Origin of the sequence: Microbispora bryophytorum (genome assembly GCF_006874465.1) — a bacterium.
In the GTDB taxonomy this organism is placed as follows: domain Bacteria; phylum Actinomycetota; class Actinomycetes; order Streptosporangiales; family Streptosporangiaceae; genus Microbispora; species Microbispora bryophytorum.
This window is the reverse complement of sequence record NZ_VIRL01000008.1, coordinates 52,534-69,223: the sequence shown is the minus strand read 5'-3', so window position 1 is coordinate 69,223 and position 16,690 is coordinate 52,534. Positions and strand designations below refer to the sequence as shown.

General features: G+C 70.1%; 18 protein-coding genes. 11 read left to right on the top strand and 7 right to left on the bottom strand.

All coding sequences use genetic code 11. The features are described 5' to 3' along the window. The first annotated feature begins 65 nt into the window (after nt 1–65). Nucleotides 66–662: a TetR/AcrR family transcriptional regulator gene (locus FLX07_RS16835; protein ID WP_142571750.1), complete on the top strand. Its 597-nt coding sequence runs from the start codon at nt 66–68 to the stop codon at nt 660–662. A gap of 16 nt (nt 663–678) precedes the next feature. Here FLX07_RS16835 and FLX07_RS16830 read toward each other — a convergent pair whose 3' ends face one another. Next, nucleotides 679–1,251 (bottom strand): TetR/AcrR family transcriptional regulator, encoded by a 573-nt coding sequence (locus FLX07_RS16830; RefSeq protein WP_142571749.1) that lies wholly within the window; start codon nt 1,249–1,251, stop codon nt 679–681. A gap of 88 nt (nt 1,252–1,339) precedes the next feature. On the opposite strand from FLX07_RS16830, the gene FLX07_RS16825 reads away from it, so the two are divergent. From FLX07_RS16825 to FLX07_RS16815, 3 genes are all read left to right on the top strand, one after another. After that, nucleotides 1,340–1,711: a DUF4267 domain-containing protein gene (locus tag FLX07_RS16825; protein ID WP_142571748.1), complete on the top strand. Its 372-nt coding sequence runs from the start codon at nt 1,340–1,342 to the stop codon at nt 1,709–1,711. A 132-nt stretch (nt 1,712–1,843) separates the two neighbouring features. Further along, on the top strand, nt 1,844–2,383 hold the full coding sequence (gene mug, locus FLX07_RS16820) for a G/U mismatch-specific DNA glycosylase (RefSeq protein WP_142571747.1): 540 nt from the start codon (nt 1,844–1,846) through the stop codon (nt 2,381–2,383). 131 nt (nt 2,384–2,514) lie between these two features. Then, nucleotides 2,515–2,970 (top strand): MarR family winged helix-turn-helix transcriptional regulator, encoded by a 456-nt coding sequence (locus FLX07_RS16815; RefSeq protein WP_223853493.1) that lies wholly within the window; start codon nt 2,515–2,517, stop codon nt 2,968–2,970. A 32-nt stretch (nt 2,971–3,002) separates the two neighbouring features. Here the strand turns inward: FLX07_RS16815 and FLX07_RS16810 are convergent, their stop codons facing one another. The 4 genes from FLX07_RS16810 to FLX07_RS16800 form a co-directional block, all read right to left on the bottom strand. After that, a complete protein-coding gene (locus FLX07_RS16810; RefSeq protein WP_142571745.1) occupies nt 3,003–3,632 on the bottom strand; it encodes a DUF6879 family protein in 630 nt (209 codons plus the stop codon). Between the two features lie 103 nt (nt 3,633–3,735). Then, a complete protein-coding gene (locus FLX07_RS38440; RefSeq protein ID WP_263407641.1) occupies nt 3,736–3,864 on the bottom strand; it encodes a hypothetical protein in 129 nt (42 codons plus the stop codon). Nucleotides 3,865–4,222: 358 nt separating this feature from the next. Further along, nucleotides 4,223–4,927, bottom strand: a complete 705-nt coding sequence (locus FLX07_RS16805) for a DUF1707 SHOCT-like domain-containing protein (RefSeq protein WP_142571744.1) — start codon at nt 4,925–4,927, stop codon at nt 4,223–4,225. Further along, the gene (locus FLX07_RS16800) at nt 4,924–5,673 is read right to left on the bottom strand and encodes a PadR family transcriptional regulator (RefSeq protein WP_142571743.1); all 750 of its coding nucleotides are present in this window, start codon (nt 5,671–5,673) and stop codon (nt 4,924–4,926) included. The genes FLX07_RS16805 and FLX07_RS16800 overlap by 4 nt, the downstream gene beginning before the upstream one ends. Nucleotides 5,674–6,077: 404 nt before the next feature. Between FLX07_RS16800 and FLX07_RS16795 the strand changes: the two genes are divergently transcribed. Then, complete coding sequence (locus FLX07_RS16795) at nt 6,078–6,797, top strand: metal-dependent hydrolase (protein ID WP_244311159.1); 720 nt, start codon at nt 6,078–6,080, stop codon at nt 6,795–6,797. A 269-nt stretch (nt 6,798–7,066) separates the two neighbouring features. Next, nucleotides 7,067–9,841: an aconitate hydratase gene (locus tag FLX07_RS16790; RefSeq protein ID WP_142571741.1), complete on the top strand. Its 2,775-nt coding sequence runs from the start codon at nt 7,067–7,069 to the stop codon at nt 9,839–9,841. Nucleotides 9,842–9,911: 70 nt separating this feature from the next. Here the strand turns inward: FLX07_RS16790 and FLX07_RS16785 are convergent, their stop codons facing one another. Both FLX07_RS16785 and FLX07_RS16780 read right to left on the bottom strand, forming a co-directional pair. Continuing rightward, entirely contained in the window at nt 9,912–10,244 is a 333-nt protein-coding gene (locus FLX07_RS16785) for a type II toxin-antitoxin system PemK/MazF family toxin (RefSeq protein ID WP_142571740.1), read from the bottom strand. Continuing rightward, nucleotides 10,234–10,560: a ribbon-helix-helix protein, CopG family gene (locus FLX07_RS16780; protein ID WP_142571739.1), complete on the bottom strand. Its 327-nt coding sequence runs from the start codon at nt 10,558–10,560 to the stop codon at nt 10,234–10,236. Before FLX07_RS16780 ends, FLX07_RS16785 begins: the two co-directional genes overlap by 11 nt. 191 nt (nt 10,561–10,751) lie before the next feature. On the opposite strand from FLX07_RS16780, the gene FLX07_RS16775 reads away from it, so the two are divergent. The 5 genes from FLX07_RS16775 (at nt 10,752) to FLX07_RS16755 (ending at nt 16,482) form a co-directional block, all read left to right on the top strand. Next, complete coding sequence (locus FLX07_RS16775) at nt 10,752–11,477, top strand: sulfite exporter TauE/SafE family protein (RefSeq protein ID WP_223853492.1); 726 nt, start codon at nt 10,752–10,754, stop codon at nt 11,475–11,477. 367 nt (nt 11,478–11,844) lie between these two features. Continuing rightward, nucleotides 11,845–12,966: a sugar ABC transporter substrate-binding protein gene (locus tag FLX07_RS16770; RefSeq protein WP_142571738.1), complete on the top strand. Its 1,122-nt coding sequence runs from the start codon at nt 11,845–11,847 to the stop codon at nt 12,964–12,966. A 207-nt stretch (nt 12,967–13,173) separates the two neighbouring features. Beyond that, the gene (locus tag FLX07_RS16765; protein ID WP_142571737.1) at nt 13,174–13,950 is read left to right on the top strand and encodes an ATP-binding cassette domain-containing protein; all 777 of its coding nucleotides are present in this window, start codon (nt 13,174–13,176) and stop codon (nt 13,948–13,950) included. Next, nucleotides 13,947–15,194: a sugar ABC transporter permease gene (locus tag FLX07_RS16760; protein WP_142571736.1), complete on the top strand. Its 1,248-nt coding sequence runs from the start codon at nt 13,947–13,949 to the stop codon at nt 15,192–15,194. Before FLX07_RS16765 ends, FLX07_RS16760 begins: the two co-directional genes overlap by 4 nt. An 85-nt stretch (nt 15,195–15,279) precedes the next feature. Next, nucleotides 15,280–16,482 (top strand): ROK family transcriptional regulator, encoded by a 1,203-nt coding sequence (locus tag FLX07_RS16755; protein ID WP_167748288.1) that lies wholly within the window; start codon nt 15,280–15,282, stop codon nt 16,480–16,482. Nucleotides 16,483–16,690 lie beyond the last annotated feature (208 nt).

Here is a 16,690-nt window from a genome sequence, read left to right as displayed (position 1 = left end):
ATTACATGCCCACTGGGCAAGTTTGCGCAATAGGCAATGTTTAAGCGGCTAAGCTGAAGCCCACCATGGAGACGACGGCGGGGTTGCGCGAGCGTAAGAAGGCCGAGACGCGGCAGGCCATCCACAAGGCCGCGCTGCGGCTCGCCGTGGATCGAGGGCTCGACCACGTCACCGTCGACGACATCGTGGAGGCCGCCAACATCTCGCGCCGGACCTTCTCCAACTACTTCGGCAGCAAGGAGGACGCCCTCCTGTACGGCGAGGAGCAGCGCGTCCGGTCACTGGTGCGGGCGATCCGCGAACGGCCGGCAGGGGAGTCGGGCTGGCAGGCGCTGCGCGCGGCGGTGCGCGACGAGCTGGAGGACGTGGGCGAGCCCGACCGGGAGTGGGCGGTGCGCACCACGCTCACCAAGCGCCACCCGTCCCTGCTCGCCCGGCAGCTCGCCAACCACGCCGCACTCGAACGGGAGCTGGTCCAGGCGATCTCCGACCGCGACGGGGCGGGAGAGCCGGCCGCCGACCTGAAGTGCCGGACCATGGCCGCCGCGTTCCTCGCCGCGTTGCGCATCGCGACGCACATCTGGATCGAGGAGCAGGAGGCCCGCCCGCTCTTCCGGATCATGGAGCAGGCTCTCGACGAGATGGCGCGGCCCTTCCGCTGAGCCGCCGGTTTCGGGCTCAGCCCGTGAAACGGGCCAGGAGCAGCGCGAGCCTGTGGTCGTGGTGCTCGCGCGGGAGCCGCCCGTCGCGCATGAGGGTGACCAGTCCGTGCAGGGCGGCCCAGAAGGTCTCGGTGAGCATGGGCAGGTCGTCGCCGCCCGCGTGAGGGCGGACGGCCTCGACCAGCTCGCCGAAGGCCGCGTGCAGGGCGGGCGGCGCCTCGGGGGTCGCGAACGGCAGCGCGACGAACTGGCTGAACATCGCGTCGTAGAGGGCCGGGCGCCGCTCGGCGAAAGCCGCGTAGGCCGCGCCGACGTCGGCGAGCGCGCGGCGGGCGTCCGGCGCGGCGGTCCGGGCCGCGCGCAGCTCCTCGGCCAGGTCGGCGCAGCCCTCCACGGCGACCGCCGCCATGATCGCGACCTTGTTCTTGAAATGGCTGTAGAGCACCGGCTGGCTGTATTCGACCCGCTCGGCCAGCCGCCGCGTCGTCACCGCCTCCCAGCCCTCGGCCTCGGCGAGCTCCCTGGCCGCCGTGACGATCAGCTTCTCCCGCTCGGCGCGCTCGCGCTCTCTGCGCGACTGGATCGACATGCTTGGAATTCTAGCAGCGCTAGCGTTCGTTGCGGCGCTCTGCTAGCGTCGTTCTCGTTACTAGCGCCGCTAGATTATGGAGAGAGACGTGCTCACCCCCATCGCTTACGGCCTCGCCGTCGTCCTCAACCTGTTCGTCCTGTTCATCGGAGCCCGCTTCCTGCTCGTGCCCCACGCCGCGGCCGCCGGCTACGGCGTCCCGGCCAAGAAGGACGGCGACGTCGCCTACCTGACGATCAAGGGCCTGCGTGACGGAGGCTACGGTCTGCTGGGCCTGGCCCTACTGGTCTTCGCCGGCGCCCGCGCCGAGGCCTGGTACATGCTGATCGTCGCCCTGATCCCCCTGGGCGACACCCTGATCGTGCTGCGCAACGGCGGCACCCGGGCGGTCGCGTTCGGCATCCACTTCGCGACCGCCGTGGTGGTTCTGATCAGCGCCGCCCTGCTCTTCGCCGTCTGACCGCTGTTCCGGCGACCACCTGCGCGCCGCCGCCGTCTGGAACGCGACCGGGAGCGGACGGCCGGTCTCGTGCCGCGAGGACAGGATTCGCCCAGGGCGAGGACCGGCGGGAGGGGGCACTAGCATCGCGGCATGGCCCCCACCAAGGCCGACATCGAGGCGGCCAGAAACGCGACGATCGAGGACGTGCTCGGCCCCGGGCTCGACGTGCTGTTCTGCGGGATCAACCCCGGCCTCTACTCGGCCGCGACCGGTCATCACTTCGCCCGGCCGGGTAACCGGTTCTGGCCCGCCCTGCACCTGTCCGGTCTCGTGCCGCGCAGGCTCGTGCCGTACGAGCAGCACCTGCTCCCGTCGTACGGGCTGGGCATCACCAACATCGTGGCCCGGGCGACCGCCCGGGCCGGCGAGCTGGACCCGGAGGAGCTCCGCGTGGGCGGCGAGAGGCTCGCGCGGCTGGTGGCGGAGGTCCGCCCCCGTGTCCTGGCGGTAGCGGGGGTGTCGGCCTATCGGGTCGCCTTCGCGCACCCCGCCGCCCAGATCGGCCCGCAGGAGGAGACGATCGGCGGGGCGGCGCTGTGGGTGCTGCCCAACCCCAGCGGGCTGAACGCGCACTGGAGGCTGGAGGCCATCGCGGCCGAGATGGCCCGCCTGCGCGCGCCGCGTGCCTGACTGGATCGACCACGGCGGTCAGGGACGGCCCGCTCCCGGATCCCGGCGGCGGCGGCTCTGCGGACCTGCAATGTGGTCAGGGTGAGATGATGTTTTCCGTGGAATGCACGTGCGATCCTCGATCCGATTCCTTGGAAGACGATTCCCTGGACATCACACGGCTGTTCACCGATCTCGTCCGGGTCGAGATCCGGCTGTACAACGCGGTGGACGACCGATTGCGTGCCGAGCACGGCATCGGCCTGGGTCAGTTCGAGTTCCTGGGGATCATCGACGGCCGCCCCAGGTGCCGGGTGCTCGACATCGCGCGCGAGGTGGGGATCACCGTCGGAGCCGTGAGCAAGGCCGTCGACCGGATCGAGAGCGCGGGCCTGTGCGTGCGCGCCGCGCATCCGGAGGACCGGCGGTCCTCCGTCCTCAGCCTCACACCGGAGGGGGCCCGGCTCCTGGCCGCGGCCCGCCCGACTTTCAAGGCCGAGCTGGCGGCCCGCACCGCCGCCGTCCCGGCCGCCGACCTCACCCGGACCGCCGCGACGCTCGCCACCCTGCGCGCGGCGCTGGAGGAACACCGGCGGGACGGGGCCTGAGCCCTGTCCCGCCGGCGGGGGTGGGGCCCGTCTCAGGGGTGGCCGGGGCGGGACAGGATCCGCCGGGCGACCGGCGGCGGCAGGTGCGTCACCTCACGGTCGTGGAAGGCCACCATGTCCTCGGCGTCGGCGTACAGCTCGGCGACGGCTCGGACGCAGTCCTCGACGACCCGGGTGTCGGTGATCCGTCGTCCGCCCACATGGGCGCCGATCTCGTCGTAGAGGACCTCGTACATCAGGTCCCGGTCGAGGATCAGCAGCTCGGGCAGCGGCGCGCGGTTCTCCAGGTGGCGTACGGACCGGGTGTGCAGCGCGCGTGCCCGCTCGCCCGCCCGCGTGCGCGCCGCGAGCAGGACGATCTCCCACTGCAGGTACGGCGTCGGCGGCATCTCGACGATCCGCAGGCGACGCAACTCCGCCCGGGGTGGCAGGTCGTCGGCGAAGCGCATCTCGTCCATCAGCGCGAGCGACCGGTCCCAGTCTCCGTTCATCATGGCCACCCAACTCGGGGTGTCGGGTTCGTGGAAGTGCTGGGCGCGTTCCAGCTTCCATACCACGCCCTCGATCCGGCGCAGGTGGTCGTAGAGCTCGGTCCGGTACGACGCCGCGGGAAGCACCTCTCCCGCGGTCTTTCTGACGTGCTCGAACGCTTCTCCGGGCATGAAATCTCCTTCGGCCGAAGCCGAATCGCTGGTCGGAGCGCGCCGGCTCCGGCCCGGATTTGGAGACGTGGCGCGCGTGGGTCTTCCGCGGACGTCGGGTGAATCAGTTCCCCGTCGAGTTGCTGCACACGGCCGTCTCCGTCGCGTCCAGCAGCCTGATCCTGATCTGCCTCGTCCACGCTGTCGCTTCGGTCTCCTGCACCACCTCGGGTTCTGGCTCGGCCGGCTTCATCTCACCCTCCGTTCGTCGGCATGGCCGCAAACTCTCCCCCGAGGGCGACACGTCGATCGTTGGCCGCTCCCGATCCGTGGTCAAGGCCCAATCCAGGCGGACTTGTCCGACAGGCGTCCAATCTCAGGAATCCGCCGTCGGCTGCCCTGAGGGCATCGAACACGTCGCTCGTAACCACGGCTCCCGCTCGGCGGTTCCGGCGCCCCGACAGCCGCCCGACAGCCGCCCGACAGCGGTGCGGCGCGTGCCTCCGCTTGACCCGCGGCAACGGCTCGTGTCCCGGTTCCTCCTCGGTGGACGGCTGACGCGGTCCTACCGAGGAGTGATCACCTGGACCTCCGGCACGCACGACCGGAGGTCAGTGCCGGGTGGGGTAGCGGTGCCGACGACGGTGCTGGGTCAGGCCGAGCACCACCTTCACGAGCATGGCGACGAACACGAGTTTGAGCACCAGGAACGGCGGCCACATCGGACCGGCCATCAGGACGACGATCGCGGCCACCGGGATGAGGAACATCGCGGGATGCCGATGGTGGCGGCGGCGCCGCGGGCCCATGCCGTGTCCCCATGCGCCGTGTCCCGAGGTGCCGTCCGCCCAGTACGGCCCGGGGTGCGCGCCCACGGGAGCGCCGGGGAAACCGGGCAGGCCGGCGGAGGGGAAGCCCGGGTGCCACGGGCTCCCGGCCCGTGGATCGCCGGCCCGGTGTCCGCGGCCCGAGGCGCCGCCCGGAGCGCCCCCCGTCCGGGCGTCACCCTGCCACGCGCCCGGCAGGTCGGCGGTCACCCGCCGCAGGTCCTCGGCCGTGCGCGCCGAGAGCGTCGCGTCGAGACGCTCGTCGAGCTCCTCGCGGGTGATGCGGCCCTGCGCGAACGCGTCGTGCAGGAGCCGCGTCACCTCGTCGCGCTCCCGGTCGCCGATCCGTAGCCCGCCGTACGCGGACGGGGCATGGGCCGGACCGCTCGACGGGGCGTGGCCCGTGGCCCCGGCACCTGGCGCGTCGCCGCCGCGGGGGGCGTGTGCGCCGCCTGCGGCGGCGGGCTCGTCGGGGGAGACCATCGTCATTCCTCCACAGGGTCGCCGTCGGCGAGGATCTGGTAGAGCTGCCGCCTGGTCTCGGTCAGGACCTGCCTCGCCTGCCTGACCTGCCCCTCGCTGCCCGAGTGGGCGATCTGGAACAGCGCGGACGCCGCCTGCCTGGACAGGTCGAACAGCTCGTGGACGTTGTCCCCGATGTCCGGCGTCATCTCCTCCCAGGGCGCCCGGACCTCGTCCCCGTGCTCCTCGATGTAGGCGCGGCCGGCCTCGGTGAGCTGGAACGTCTTGCGCCCGTCGGTCTCCTCCGCGCGCACCAGGGCCTCGTCGGTGAGCTGCTGCAGCGCCGGGTAGACCGCGCCCGGGCTGGGCTTCCATCCGCCCTGGCTGCGCTCGGCGATCTCCTGGATGATCTGGTAGCCGTTGCGCGGCTCCTCGGCGAGCAGGGCGAGGATCGCCGCCCGTACGTCACCGCGCTTGGCCTTCCTCGGCCGTCCGAGCCCGCGGGCGCCGAACGGGAAGCCGCCGCCCGCCCAGGGCGGCCCGAACGGGCCGCCGGGCCCGAAGCCGCCCCAGGGGCCGCGCCCCCGCATGCCGCCCCTGTGCCGGTGCTCGTGAGGGCCCCCGCCCTCGTGATGTTCCTGCTGCCACATGACTGCCCCCTTCGTCAGCGCCTCGCGCAGCGCGCGCCGCATCTCGTGTCTGAACTCGTGCCTGAACCGGTGTCCGTGCTCCGGGCGGGCCCAGGGCCCGCCGACCGCGTGTGCCGAACTCATCGCAGTGCCCCCTTGTGGTCAACGATTCGCCTGGTTCACGATCCGTTCTCGATGCCTCAACGATATATCGCGATCGTTCTTGCGACAATCCCCGAGTGCAAGTGACGTAGCTCACGCGGAAGTTTTTCGCGGAAGGGGAACACGTCCCGAGACCGGAGCGTTACCTCTCACGAAGACGGGATCGTTCTGCTCTGAGAGGGCTGGGGGGTGCTCTTGGAGCGGGACGATCCCGTCTTTGTCATTTCCGGCCGCCCTCGCGCGGCCTGTTCCGCGTCTTCCGTTCGCCCTCGCGGCGCGTTCCGCCGTCGCCGTGCCGATGGGGTGCGACACGGCCCCCACGGGTGGGCGCTTCGCGGAATTTGTCGGTGCTTTGCCGTACAGTTTCAAAGCGTGATCTTGTCATGATGGGGCACTCGCACGCCCTCAGCGGGGCAGCGATGTGGCTGGCGGTCTCGCCGGCCCTGGTGGCGCTGCCGGATGCGCTGGGACGCCCGGAGCTGGCGACGTTGACCGGGCCGATCCTGACCCCGCCCGAGCTCGTCGCGGGCGCCGTGATGTGCGCGGGCGCGGCCATGCTGCCCGATCTCGACCACCCCAGTGCCACGATCGCCCAGACGTTCGGACCCGTGACCTGGTTGCTCAGCAAGGGTGTGAACTTCGTGAGCGGCGGGCACCGGCACGCCACCCACTCGCTGCTGTTCGCCGTCCTGATGGGGGTGGGCGCGCACCTTCTCGGTGACCGCTACCCCATCGGCCGCGACATCATGGTCGTGCTGATGATCGGTCTGGCGATCCGCGCCGTGGGCATCGGCGTGCCGGGCAGGACGCTCACCTCCGCGATCGTGAACGTGGGACTCACCGCGGGGTTGTTCCTGACCTTCATGACGCTCGGGGTCACCTACTCCTGGCTGGGACTGGCCATCGGGGTCGGCTGCCTGGTGCACGTGATCGGCGACTGCCTCACCGAGCGCGGCTGCCCCGTCTTATGGCCGATCAAGGGACGCTGGCTACTGCCGTGGGACATCGGCATCAAGACCGGCAAGGCGTTCGAGAAGCAGTTCCTCGGCCCCGCCCTGTCGATCGTGGTGATCGCGCTGTTCTGTCTGCGGCTCATGCCCGCCTGAGTGGGACGCCTCCGCGCTAGGCGGCGCTAGGCGCGGCCGCAGGAACTTCCCGAAAGCCGAAAAATCCGGCTCTCTGCCGATGTTGGCGCCATAACCACAGCCTACCAATTAGTAACTTGATGTCGAGATATCTTGAGGGATATCTTGACATCGAGACATCCGTCGACCCGCACAGGTTAGGGCAACCTGATTGTCAGGAGTGTCCCGGGCGTGCGGGAGGATGCACACGAAACCTGAGACAAGCCCGGAACCCTGGGGAGGCGAACTTCGTGTCCGCGAACAGCTTCGGCAGCCGTGACACGCTGCGCGTCGGTGACGCGTCGTACGAGATCTACCGGCTGGACGCCGTCGAGGGGTCGGCGCGCCTCCCGTACAGCCTGAAGATCCTGCTGGAGAACCTGCTCCGCACCGAGGACGGCGCGAACATCACCGCCGACCACATTCGCGCCATCGCGGGCTGGGACCCGAACGCCCAGCCGGGCGTGGAGATCCAGTTCACCCCCGCCCGCGTGATCATGCAGGACTTCACCGGCGTGCCCTGCGTCGTCGACCTCGCCACGATGCGCGAGGCCGTACGCGACCTGGGCGGCGACCCGGCGAAGATCAACCCGCTCGCGCCGGCCGAGCTGGTCATCGACCACTCGGTCATCGTCGACTTCTTCGGCCACCCCGACTCCTTCGTCCGCAACGTCGAGCGGGAGTACGAGCGCAACCGCGAGCGCTACCAGTTCCTGCGCTGGGGCCAGACCGCGTTCGACGAGTTCAAGGTCGTCCCGCCCGGCACCGGCATCGTGCACCAGGTCAACATCGAGCACCTGGCCCGCGTGGTCATGACCCGCGACGGCAAGGCGTACCCGGACACCTGCGTGGGCACCGACTCCCACACCACGATGGAGAACGGCATCGGCGTGCTCGGCTGGGGCGTCGGCGGCATCGAGGCCGAGGCCGCGATGCTCGGCCAGCCGATCTCGATGCTGATCCCGCGGGTGGTCGGCTTCAAGCTGACCGGCAAGCTGCCGGCCGGCGCCACCGCGACCGACCTCGTGCTCACGATCACCGAAATGCTGCGCAAGCACGGCGTGGTCGGCAAGTTCGTCGAGTTCTACGGTGAGGGCGTCTCCAGCGTGCCGCTGGCCAACCGCGCCACGATCGGCAACATGAGCCCCGAGTTCGGCTCCACCTGCGCCATCTTCCCGATCGACGGCCAGACCGTCGACTACCTCAAGCTCACCGGCCGCTCGCCGGAGCAGGTCGCGCTGGTCGAGGCCTACGCCAAGGAGCAGGGCCTGTGGCTCGACTCCTCGGCGCCCGAGCCCGCCTTCAGCGAGTACATCGAGCTCGACCTGTCGACCGTCGTCCCGTCGATCGCCGGGCCGAAGCGCCCGCAGGACCGCATCCCGCTGGCCGACGCCAAGTCCGCCTGGCGCGCGGCGGTCCGCACGTACGTCACCGACGACAGCATCGAGGGCCCCGCCGACGAGTCGTCGGCCGAGTCGTTCCCGGCGTCGGACTCCCCGGCGATCTCCCACAGCGGGGCGGGCGACGTGCCGCACGCGGTGCGGCGCAACGGCGAGCGGCCGAACCGGCCGACCCCCGTCACGCTGTCGGACGGCACCTCGTTCGAGATCGACCACGGTATCGTCTCGATCGCCGCGATCACCTCCTGCACGAACACCTCCAACCCGTACGTCATGCTCGGCGCGGCCCTGCTGGCGAAGAACGCGGTGGAGAAGGGCCTGTCGCGCAAGCCCTGGGTGAAGACGTCGCTCGCCCCGGGCAGCCAGGTCGTCACCGGCTACTTCGAGCGGTCCGGCCTCCAGCCCTACCTGGACAAGCTGGGCTTCAACCTCGTCGGCTACGGCTGCACCACCTGCATCGGCAACTCCGGCCCGCTGGAGCCGGAGATCTCCGCGGCGGTCCAGGAGAACGACCTCGCGGTCACCGCCGTGCTGTCGGGCAACCGCAACTTCGAGGGCCGGATCAACCCCGACGTCAAGATGAACTACCTGGCCTCGCCGCCGCTCGTGGTGGCGTACGCGCTGGCCGGGACCATGGACATCGACCTGAACAACGAGCCGCTCGGCGTCGGCTCCGACGGGCAGCCGGTCTTCCTCAAGGACGTCTGGCCCGCCCCCGAAGAGGTCGCGGCGGTGGTGTCGGGGTCGATCAGCCAGGACATGTTCCAGCGTGACTACGCGGACGTGTTCAAGGGTGACGAACACTGGCGGTCGCTGCCGATCCCGACCGGGGACACCTTCGAGTGGGACCCGGAGTCGACGTACGCCCGCAAGGCGCCGTACTTCGACGGCATGCCCGCCAAGCCCGAGCCGGTCACGGACATCCACGGCGCCCGGGTTCTCGCCAAGCTGGGCGACTCGGTCACCACCGACCACATCTCGCCCGCGGGCTCGATCAAGGCCGACACCCCGGCCGGCCGCTACCTGCGCGAGCACGGCGTCGAGGTCAGGGACTTCAACTCCTACGGCTCCCGCCGTGGCAACCACGAGGTGATGATCCGGGGCACGTTCGCCAACATCCGGCTGCGCAACCTGCTGCTGGACGGCGTCGAGGGCGGCTACACCCGCGACTTCACCAAGGGCGGGGAGCAGGCGTTCATCTACGACGCGTCGCAGAACTACCAGGCCGACGGCATCCCGCTGGTCGTCCTGGCCGGCAAGGAGTACGGCTCGGGGTCGTCGCGTGACTGGGCGGCCAAGGGCACCGCGCTGCTCGGCGTGCGCGCCGTCATCGCGGAGTCGTACGAGCGCATCCACCGGTCGAACCTGATCGGCATGGGCGTGCTGCCGCTGCAGTTCCCCGAGGGCGAGAGCGCCGGCTCGCTGGGCCTGACCGGCGAGGAGACCTTCGACATCGTGGGTGTCGAGGAGCTCAACGCCGGCTCGACCCCCGCCACCGTCACCGTGCGGGCCGGGGACGTCGAGTTCCAGGCCGTGGTGCGGATCGACACGCCCGGCGAGGCGGACTACTACCGCCACGGCGGCATCATGCAGTACGTCCTGCGCTCCCTGCTCGCCAAGAGCTGAGTCGGCTCCCTATCGGATATGACGCCGTCCTGGGCGGGATCTCAGTCCCGTCCAGGACGACGCCGCTGTTCTACAGCATGTCGGCGACCCAGTCGGTGATCTCCGACAGTACGTCGGACGGAACGACTCCGATCCTTGTGCCGAATCGTTCCGGTGAGAGCGCGCGCAACTGTTCGACCATCGCCCAGCTTGTCTTCGGCAGCCCTGTTTCCTCGGGCGCTATCTCGATGTGCGTGTCCCAGCCGCGCAATCGCGTCGTCAACGGGACGGCGAGCACGGGGTCCCGTACGAGCCTGTTGAAGATGTCGTTGCTGACCACGAGGGCAGGCCGGTCGTACCCTTGCTCGCGGCCGATCGGGTCGCCGAAGCTCGCCCACCAGATGTCGCCTTGCCTAACCCTCATCCCTCTCCTTGGCTGCGTCGGGGAGATCCTCGGGCAGATCGATCAGGCCTTCCCACTCGGGGGCGACGCGGTCAGACGGAGGGCCGAGCCACAGGTCGCGCTCCGCGACGTACTCCGCCCAGCTCTCCGGCTCTTCCCTTCGTGTGCGTTCCATCTGGTCTGCGACACGCTGCCAGCGAAGCTTCTTCCTGTGCTCCCTCACGGCGTCCTCGACCAATGCGGTCATGCTCTTGCCTTCCTGCTCCGAGAGCTGCGCTATCAGGTCTCTGGTCTCGACGCTGACCCGGATCGTGGTGTGGCGTTGCTCGCTCCCCATACCGCGAGGCTACGATCCTGTCTACAAAAAGCGCTATGGCGATGTCGCCACATGGAGTCTACGAAGGCTCTGATTACTCTCGCACAACTTTCGATTACTGACGGTGATTGTCAGAGTTCCTGGGCCCGGATAACCGGTTCGCCCGGCGGCCTGGGGCATGGTGGCGCGGGGGCACCGCTAGGGTCCCGCGCATGGATCACGACATGGCGTTGCTGCTCATCGCGGGCGTGGCCGTCTTCACCGGGGCGGTCGTGCAGGGCGGGGTGGGGTTCGGGCTGGGCCTGGTGGCCGCACCCCTGATCACGCTGCTCGATCCCTCGGTCATGCCCGGGGCGGTCCAGGTCGTCAACATGGCGATGCCGCTGTTCACCCTCGCCAGGGAGTGGCGCAGGGCCGAGTGGCGGGGAGCGGGGTGGGCCCTGCTGGGCCGGCTGCCGGGCAGCGCGATCGGCGCCCTCGTGGTCGTCTACGTGAGCACGGCGACGCTCGGCGTGCTGGTCGGCGTGATGGTGCTGGTCGCGGTCGTGCTGACGGCCCGCGCCGTGTCCGTGCCGCGCAACGGCGCGACGCTGACGGCCGCCGGGTTCCTCTCGGGGATCACCGGCACGGCCACCGGGATCGGCGGCCCGCCGATCGCCCTCGTCTATCAGAGCGCGCGCGGCCCGCAGATCCGGGCGACGCTGGCGCTGTTCTTCTGCGTGAGCGCGGCCCAGTCGCTCGTCATCCTCGCCGTCCTGGACAGGCTTCCGGGGCGCGCCCTGGCCGCGGGAGCGGCGCTGGTGCCCTTCGTCGTGCTCGGCTTCGCGGTCTCGGGGCCGCTGCGCCGCTATCTCGACGGCGGGCGGGTCCGTACGGCGGTGCTGGCGGTGGCCGCCGTCTCCGCCTGTGCGCTGCTCGGGCAGAGCCTCGCCCACTGAGCGCGAGCCGTACGGCGGTGAGCACGCGGGCCGCCCCCGTCGAGGGATACGCACGGGGGTCACGAGTGCGTCACGATCCGCCGCCGGGCCGGGGTGGGATGTAACGCCGCCCGATATCAGTCGTGCGTTTCTTCATTGTTACCGCGAACAACAAACGTTACCGTCCTGTGTCTTTCACCACCTGGGCTTTGGGCTTACGTTGTCTCAAACAACATTCCCTGGAGCGGTGAACGCCGTGACCCGGCCCCTGCCGTACCGGGTGGCCAAGGTGCCTACAGCCCACGAGATCTGCCCAGACGGCGGGACGGGGCACCGGCTCGGCCGCACCCCCTCATAGACCCCCAGCCAAAGAAAGGACCCACGCATCATGCGCAAGGGGATCCTCAGCATCGGTGCCGCCGCCGCGGCGCTCACCCTCGGTCTCACCGCCTGCGGGGGCGAGAGCGGTGACACCTCCGCGGAGTCCAGCGGCGCCCCCTCGGCCGCCGCCGGCGACGCCAAGCCCGGCAAGATCGGCGTCATCCTGCCCGACAGCAAGTCCTCCGCCCGGTGGGAGACCGCCGACCGCAAGTACCTCCAGGAGGCCTTCGACGCCGCGGGCGTGCAGTCGGACATCCAGAACGCCCAGGGCGACAAGACCGCGTTCCAGACGATCGCGGACCAGATGATCACCAACGGCGCGACCGTCCTGATGATCGTCAACCTCGACAGCGGCACCGGCAAGGCCGTGCTCGACAAGGCCAAGTCGCAGGGCGTCGCGACGATCGACTACGACCGCCTCACGCTCGGCGGTAGCGCCTCCTACTACGTGTCGTTCGACAACACGGCGGTCGGCAAGCTGCAGGGCGAGGGCCTGGTCAAGTGCCTGACCGACAAGAAGGCCGACAAGCCGATCATCGCCGAGCTGAACGGCTCGCCGACCGACAACAACGCGACGCTGTTCAAGCAGGGCTACGACGGCGTGCTGCAGCCGAAGTACGACTCCGGCGACTACAAGAAGGGCCCGGACCAGTCGGTTCCCGACTGGGACAACACCCAGGCCGGCACGATCTTCGAGCAGATGCTGACCCAGGAGCCGAAGATCGCCGGTGTCCTCGCCGCCAACGACGGCCTCGGCAACGCCGCGATCTCGGTGCTGAAGAAGCAGAAGCTGAACGGCAAGGTCCCGGTCACCGGCCAGGACGCCACCGTGCAGGGCCTGCAGAACATCCTCGCCGGCGACCAGTGCATGACGGTCTACAAGGCCATCAAGAAGGAGGCCGACGCGGCCGCGCAGCTCGCCGTCTCGCTGGCCAAGGGCGAGCAGCCGCAGGCGAGCGGCACGGTCAAGGACACCGAGGGCAACCGCGACGTCCCGTCCGTGCTGCTGGAGCCCCAGGCCATCTTCTTCGACAACGTCAAGGACGTCGTGGCCGACGGTTTCGTGAGCAAGGACGAGCTGTGCACCGGCGACTTCGCCGACAAGTGCACCAAGGCCGGCATCAGCTAAGCACATCCATCCACCGGGTGCGTACGGCGACGCGGACCCCCCTGAGCGGGCGACGTGCTGAGCCGCGACGAGCACCGTGCGGGGCGCCCCGTCCTGTCAGGGCACCGTTCTGACCAGGCACAGGGCGCCCCGCACCGCCCGGAGCGACGAGAGGCGGCCCGGAGAACGGCGCCGTACCGGCCCCATCGATCTACGGAGTAGCCCATCGTGTCCCAGGGACCGATCCTGGAACTGCGCGGCATCAACAAGAGCTTCGGCCCCGTGCAGGTCCTCCACGACGTCGCCTTCTCGGCCTATCCGGGCGAGGTGACAGCACTCGTCGGCGACAACGGCGCCGGCAAGTCGACGCTGGTCAAATGCATCGGCGGCATCTACCCGATCGACTCGGGCGAGTACTTCTACAAGGGCGAGCGGGTCCACGTGAGCGGGCCCAGGGACGCGGCGGCGCTGGGCGTCGAGATCGTTTACCAGGACCTCGCCCTCTGCGACAACCTCGACATCGTGCAGAACATGTTCCTCGGCCGCGAGCGCCGCAGCGGCCTGGTCCTGGACGAGGACTCCATGGAGGAGATGGCGGCCAAGACGCTCGCCGGCCTGTCGGTCCGCACCGTCAAGTCGCTGCGCCAGCACGTCTCCAGCCTGTCCGGCGGTCAGCGGCAGACCGTGGCGATCGCCAAGGCCGTGCTGTGGAACAGCGAGGTCGTCATCCTCGACGAGCCGACCGCCGCCCTCGGCGTCGCGCAGACCGCCCAGGTGCTGGAGCTGGTCCGCCGTCTGGCCGACAACGGTCTCGCGGTGGTGCTCATCTCCCACAACATGAACGACGTCTTCGCCGTGTCCGACCGGATCGCGGCGCTGTACCTGGGCCGGATGGCGGCCGAGGTCAAGGCGTCCGAAGTGACCCACGCGCAGATCGTGGAACTGATCACCGCCGGGCGCAGCGGGGAGCTCGGCCTCAAGAACGGCAACGGAGCGGCATCATGACAACCGAAACGCTCCCCAAGCAGGAGAACGCCGACTCCGCGCTCGGCGGGCACGTCAAGGGCTACCTCGAGCGGGTCAAGGGCGGTGAGCTGGGGGCGCTTCCCGCGGTCTTCGGCCTCGTCATCCTCTGTGCGGTCTTCTCCGTCCTGCGCCCGGCCTTCCTGTCGGCGGTGAACTTCGCCAACCTGTTCACCCAGGGCGCGGCGGTCGCCGTCATCGCCATGGGCCTGATCTTCGTGCTCCTCCTCGGCGAGATCGACCTGTCCGCCGGTTTCGCGAGCGGCGTGTGCGCGGCGGTGCTCGCCGTGCTGCTGACCCTGCAGGGCTGGCCCTGGTATCTCGCGGTCCTGGCCGCGATGGTCACCGGCGCGGTCATCGGCCTGGTGCTCGGGTCGCTGGTCGCAAAGCTCGGCATCCCGTCCTTCGTGGTCACGCTGGCGGCGTTCCTGGCCTTCCAGGGCGTCGTGCTGCTGCTGGTCAAGGACGGCACCAACATCTCGATCCGCGACGAGACGATCCTCGCGATCGCGAACAAGAACGTCCCGCCGGTCGCCGGCTGGATAGCGCTGGTCGTGGGCGTCGCCGTGTACGCCGCGATCCAGCTCGTGCAGGCGCGCCGCCGCGCGGGCCGCGGCCTGGTCGCCACTCCGGTCGCGGTCATCGCCGCCAGGGTCGCGACGCTCGCCGTGGTCGCCGGGATCGCGGTCTACGTGCTCAACCTGGAGCGCAGCCGCAACGCGGCGCTCGTGTCGCTCAAGGGCGTGCCGATCGTCGTCCCGCTGATCGTGATCCTGCTGATCGTCTGGACCTTCGTGCTGCGGCGCACGGCGTACGGCCGGCACATCTACGCGGTCGGCGGCAACGCCGAGGCCGCCCGCCGGGCCGGCATCAACGTGGACCGCATCCGCATCTCCGCCTTCGTCATCTGCTCCTTCATGGCCTCGCTCGGCGGCATCATCGCGGCGTCGCGGGCCAACTCGGTCGACCCCAACACCGGCGGCAGCAACGTGCTGCTGTTCGCGGTGGGTGCGGCCGTCATCGGCGGTACCAGCCTCTTCGGCGGGAAGGGCCGGGCGCTCGACGCGCTGCTCGGCGGCGCGGTCGTCGCGGTCATCGAGAACGGCATGGGCCTCATGGGCTACAGCGCCGGCGTCAAGTTCGTCGTGACCGGCTTGGTGCTCCTGCTCGCCGCGGGCGTGGACGCGCTGTCGAGGAAGCGCGCGGCGGCGACCGGCAGAAGCTGACGTGATCGTGACCGGTAAGGTCATCTCCGACCCCTGACCTGGTCAGGTTCCCCCCGACCCCACGGAATCCGAGGCTGCCCCGATGATGCGCGCCGGTCCCTCGCAGGAGGAGATCCGCAAGCACAATCTCGGGACGCTGCTGCGGCACGTCCACCTCGGAGGGCCGACCTCGCGGGCCGAGCTGACCTCGCTGATGGGGCTGAACCGGAGCACCATCATGGCGCTCACGGCGGACCTGACGGCGGCCGGCCTCGTCAGGGAGGAGCTGCCCAAGGACACCGGCAGGGCGGGCCGGCCGTCGCTGGTCGTCCGCCCGGAGACGGCCCGCGTCTACGTGCTCGCCTTCGAGGTCGGGGTCGACCGGCTGGCGGCCGCGCGCATCGGCCTCGGCGGCGTGATCCTCGACCGCCGTGAGGCCGTGCGGGCGCGCGGGCCGTTCGACATGGCGCAGGTCGTGGGGACGCTGGCGGGCTTCGCCCGGCAGATGCGGCGCAAGACGCGTGAGGACACGGTCTGCGTCGGCGCGGCGGCGGCGGTCTCCGGAGTCGTCCGCGCCTCCGACGGCGTGGTCAGGATCGGGCCGAACATCGGCGCGTTCGAGGTGCCGCTGGGGGAGGAGCTGACCAAGCGGCTCGCGCTCGGGCTGCCCGTGGCGATGGGCAACGAGGCCAACCTCGGCGCGCTCGCCGAGCACACCCGCGGGATCGGCGCCGGCCGCCGCGACATGATCTACCTGCACGGCGACGTGGGCATCGGCGGCGGCATCATCGTGAACGGCCAGCTCCTCGGGGGGTACGGCGGGTACGGCGGAGAGCTGGGTCACATGGTGGTCAACCCCGACGGCCGCCCGTGCGCCTGCGGCTCGCGCGGCTGCCTGGAGGCCGAGGTGGGGGAGCCGGCCCTGATGGAGCATGCCGGCCGGTACGGCGAGATGATCGGCAGGGACGCGGTCCGCGCCGTCGTCGACGCGGCCGACAGGGGTGACGTGATGGCCCAGGAGGCCCTCGCCCACGTGGGCAACTGGCTCGGGCTCGGTGTGGCCAGCCTGGTGAACATCTTCAATCCCGAAATGGTCGTCTTCGGCGGCATCCTGCGGGAGATCTACCTGGGTTCGGCCGCCCAGGTGCGCAGCCGGATCGCCACCGGCACCCTGCGCGCGACGCGGGAGCAGGTGCGGCTGCGCACCTCGGCCCTGGGCGACGACGCGACGCTGATGGGGGCGGCCGAACTGGCCTTCGCGCAGGTGCTCGCCGACCCCCTCGAAGCGCTGTCCCGGGTCGCACCCTGAGGGGTATTCCGCGACGGCGGTCATGCGGAGGCTTATGCGAATCATCAGCGGGCATCCCAAACGGACAGAGAGTCATGAATGCGGCGAATCGTCCGAAGATGCGGTAATGCGAACTTTCCTTCCGATGGAGCGCGAGAGTAGGGCGGAAGGCGGCGAGGGGTAAAGGGGAATCGACGTCGGTTTCGGGAAGGTCGTGTAGAGGTTCGGT

Excerpts from the sequence above, each read along its gene's own strand:
- FLX07_RS16835 (WP_142571750.1), top strand. The coding sequence starts at position 66 with ATGGAGACGACGGCGGGGTTGCGCGAGCGTAAGAAGGCCGAGACGCGG.
- FLX07_RS16830 (WP_142571749.1), bottom strand. The coding sequence starts at position 1,251 with ATGTCGATCCAGTCGCGCAGAGAGCGCGAGCGCGCCGAGCGGGAGAAG.
- mug (WP_142571747.1), top strand. The coding sequence starts at position 1,844 with ATGGCCCCCACCAAGGCCGACATCGAGGCGGCCAGAAACGCGACGATC.
- FLX07_RS16810 (WP_142571745.1), bottom strand. The coding sequence starts at position 3,632 with ATGCCCGGAGAAGCGTTCGAGCACGTCAGAAAGACCGCGGGAGAGGTG.
- FLX07_RS38440 (WP_263407641.1), bottom strand. The coding sequence starts at position 3,864 with ATGAAGCCGGCCGAGCCAGAACCCGAGGTGGTGCAGGAGACCGAAGCG.
- FLX07_RS16805 (WP_142571744.1), bottom strand. The coding sequence starts at position 4,927 with ATGACGATGGTCTCCCCCGACGAGCCCGCCGCCGCAGGCGGCGCACAC.
- FLX07_RS16800 (WP_142571743.1), bottom strand. The coding sequence starts at position 5,673 with ATGAGTTCGGCACACGCGGTCGGCGGGCCCTGGGCCCGCCCGGAGCAC.
- FLX07_RS16795 (WP_244311159.1), top strand. The coding sequence starts at position 6,078 with ATGGGGCACTCGCACGCCCTCAGCGGGGCAGCGATGTGGCTGGCGGTC.
- FLX07_RS16785 (WP_142571740.1), bottom strand. The coding sequence starts at position 10,244 with ATGAGGGTTAGGCAAGGCGACATCTGGTGGGCGAGCTTCGGCGACCCG.
- FLX07_RS16780 (WP_142571739.1), bottom strand. The coding sequence starts at position 10,560 with ATGGGGAGCGAGCAACGCCACACCACGATCCGGGTCAGCGTCGAGACC.
- FLX07_RS16775 (WP_223853492.1), top strand. The coding sequence starts at position 10,752 with ATGGATCACGACATGGCGTTGCTGCTCATCGCGGGCGTGGCCGTCTTC.
- FLX07_RS16770 (WP_142571738.1), top strand. The coding sequence starts at position 11,845 with ATGCGCAAGGGGATCCTCAGCATCGGTGCCGCCGCCGCGGCGCTCACC.
- FLX07_RS16760 (WP_142571736.1), top strand. The coding sequence starts at position 13,947 with ATGACAACCGAAACGCTCCCCAAGCAGGAGAACGCCGACTCCGCGCTC.
- FLX07_RS16755 (WP_167748288.1), top strand. The coding sequence starts at position 15,280 with ATGCGCGCCGGTCCCTCGCAGGAGGAGATCCGCAAGCACAATCTCGGG.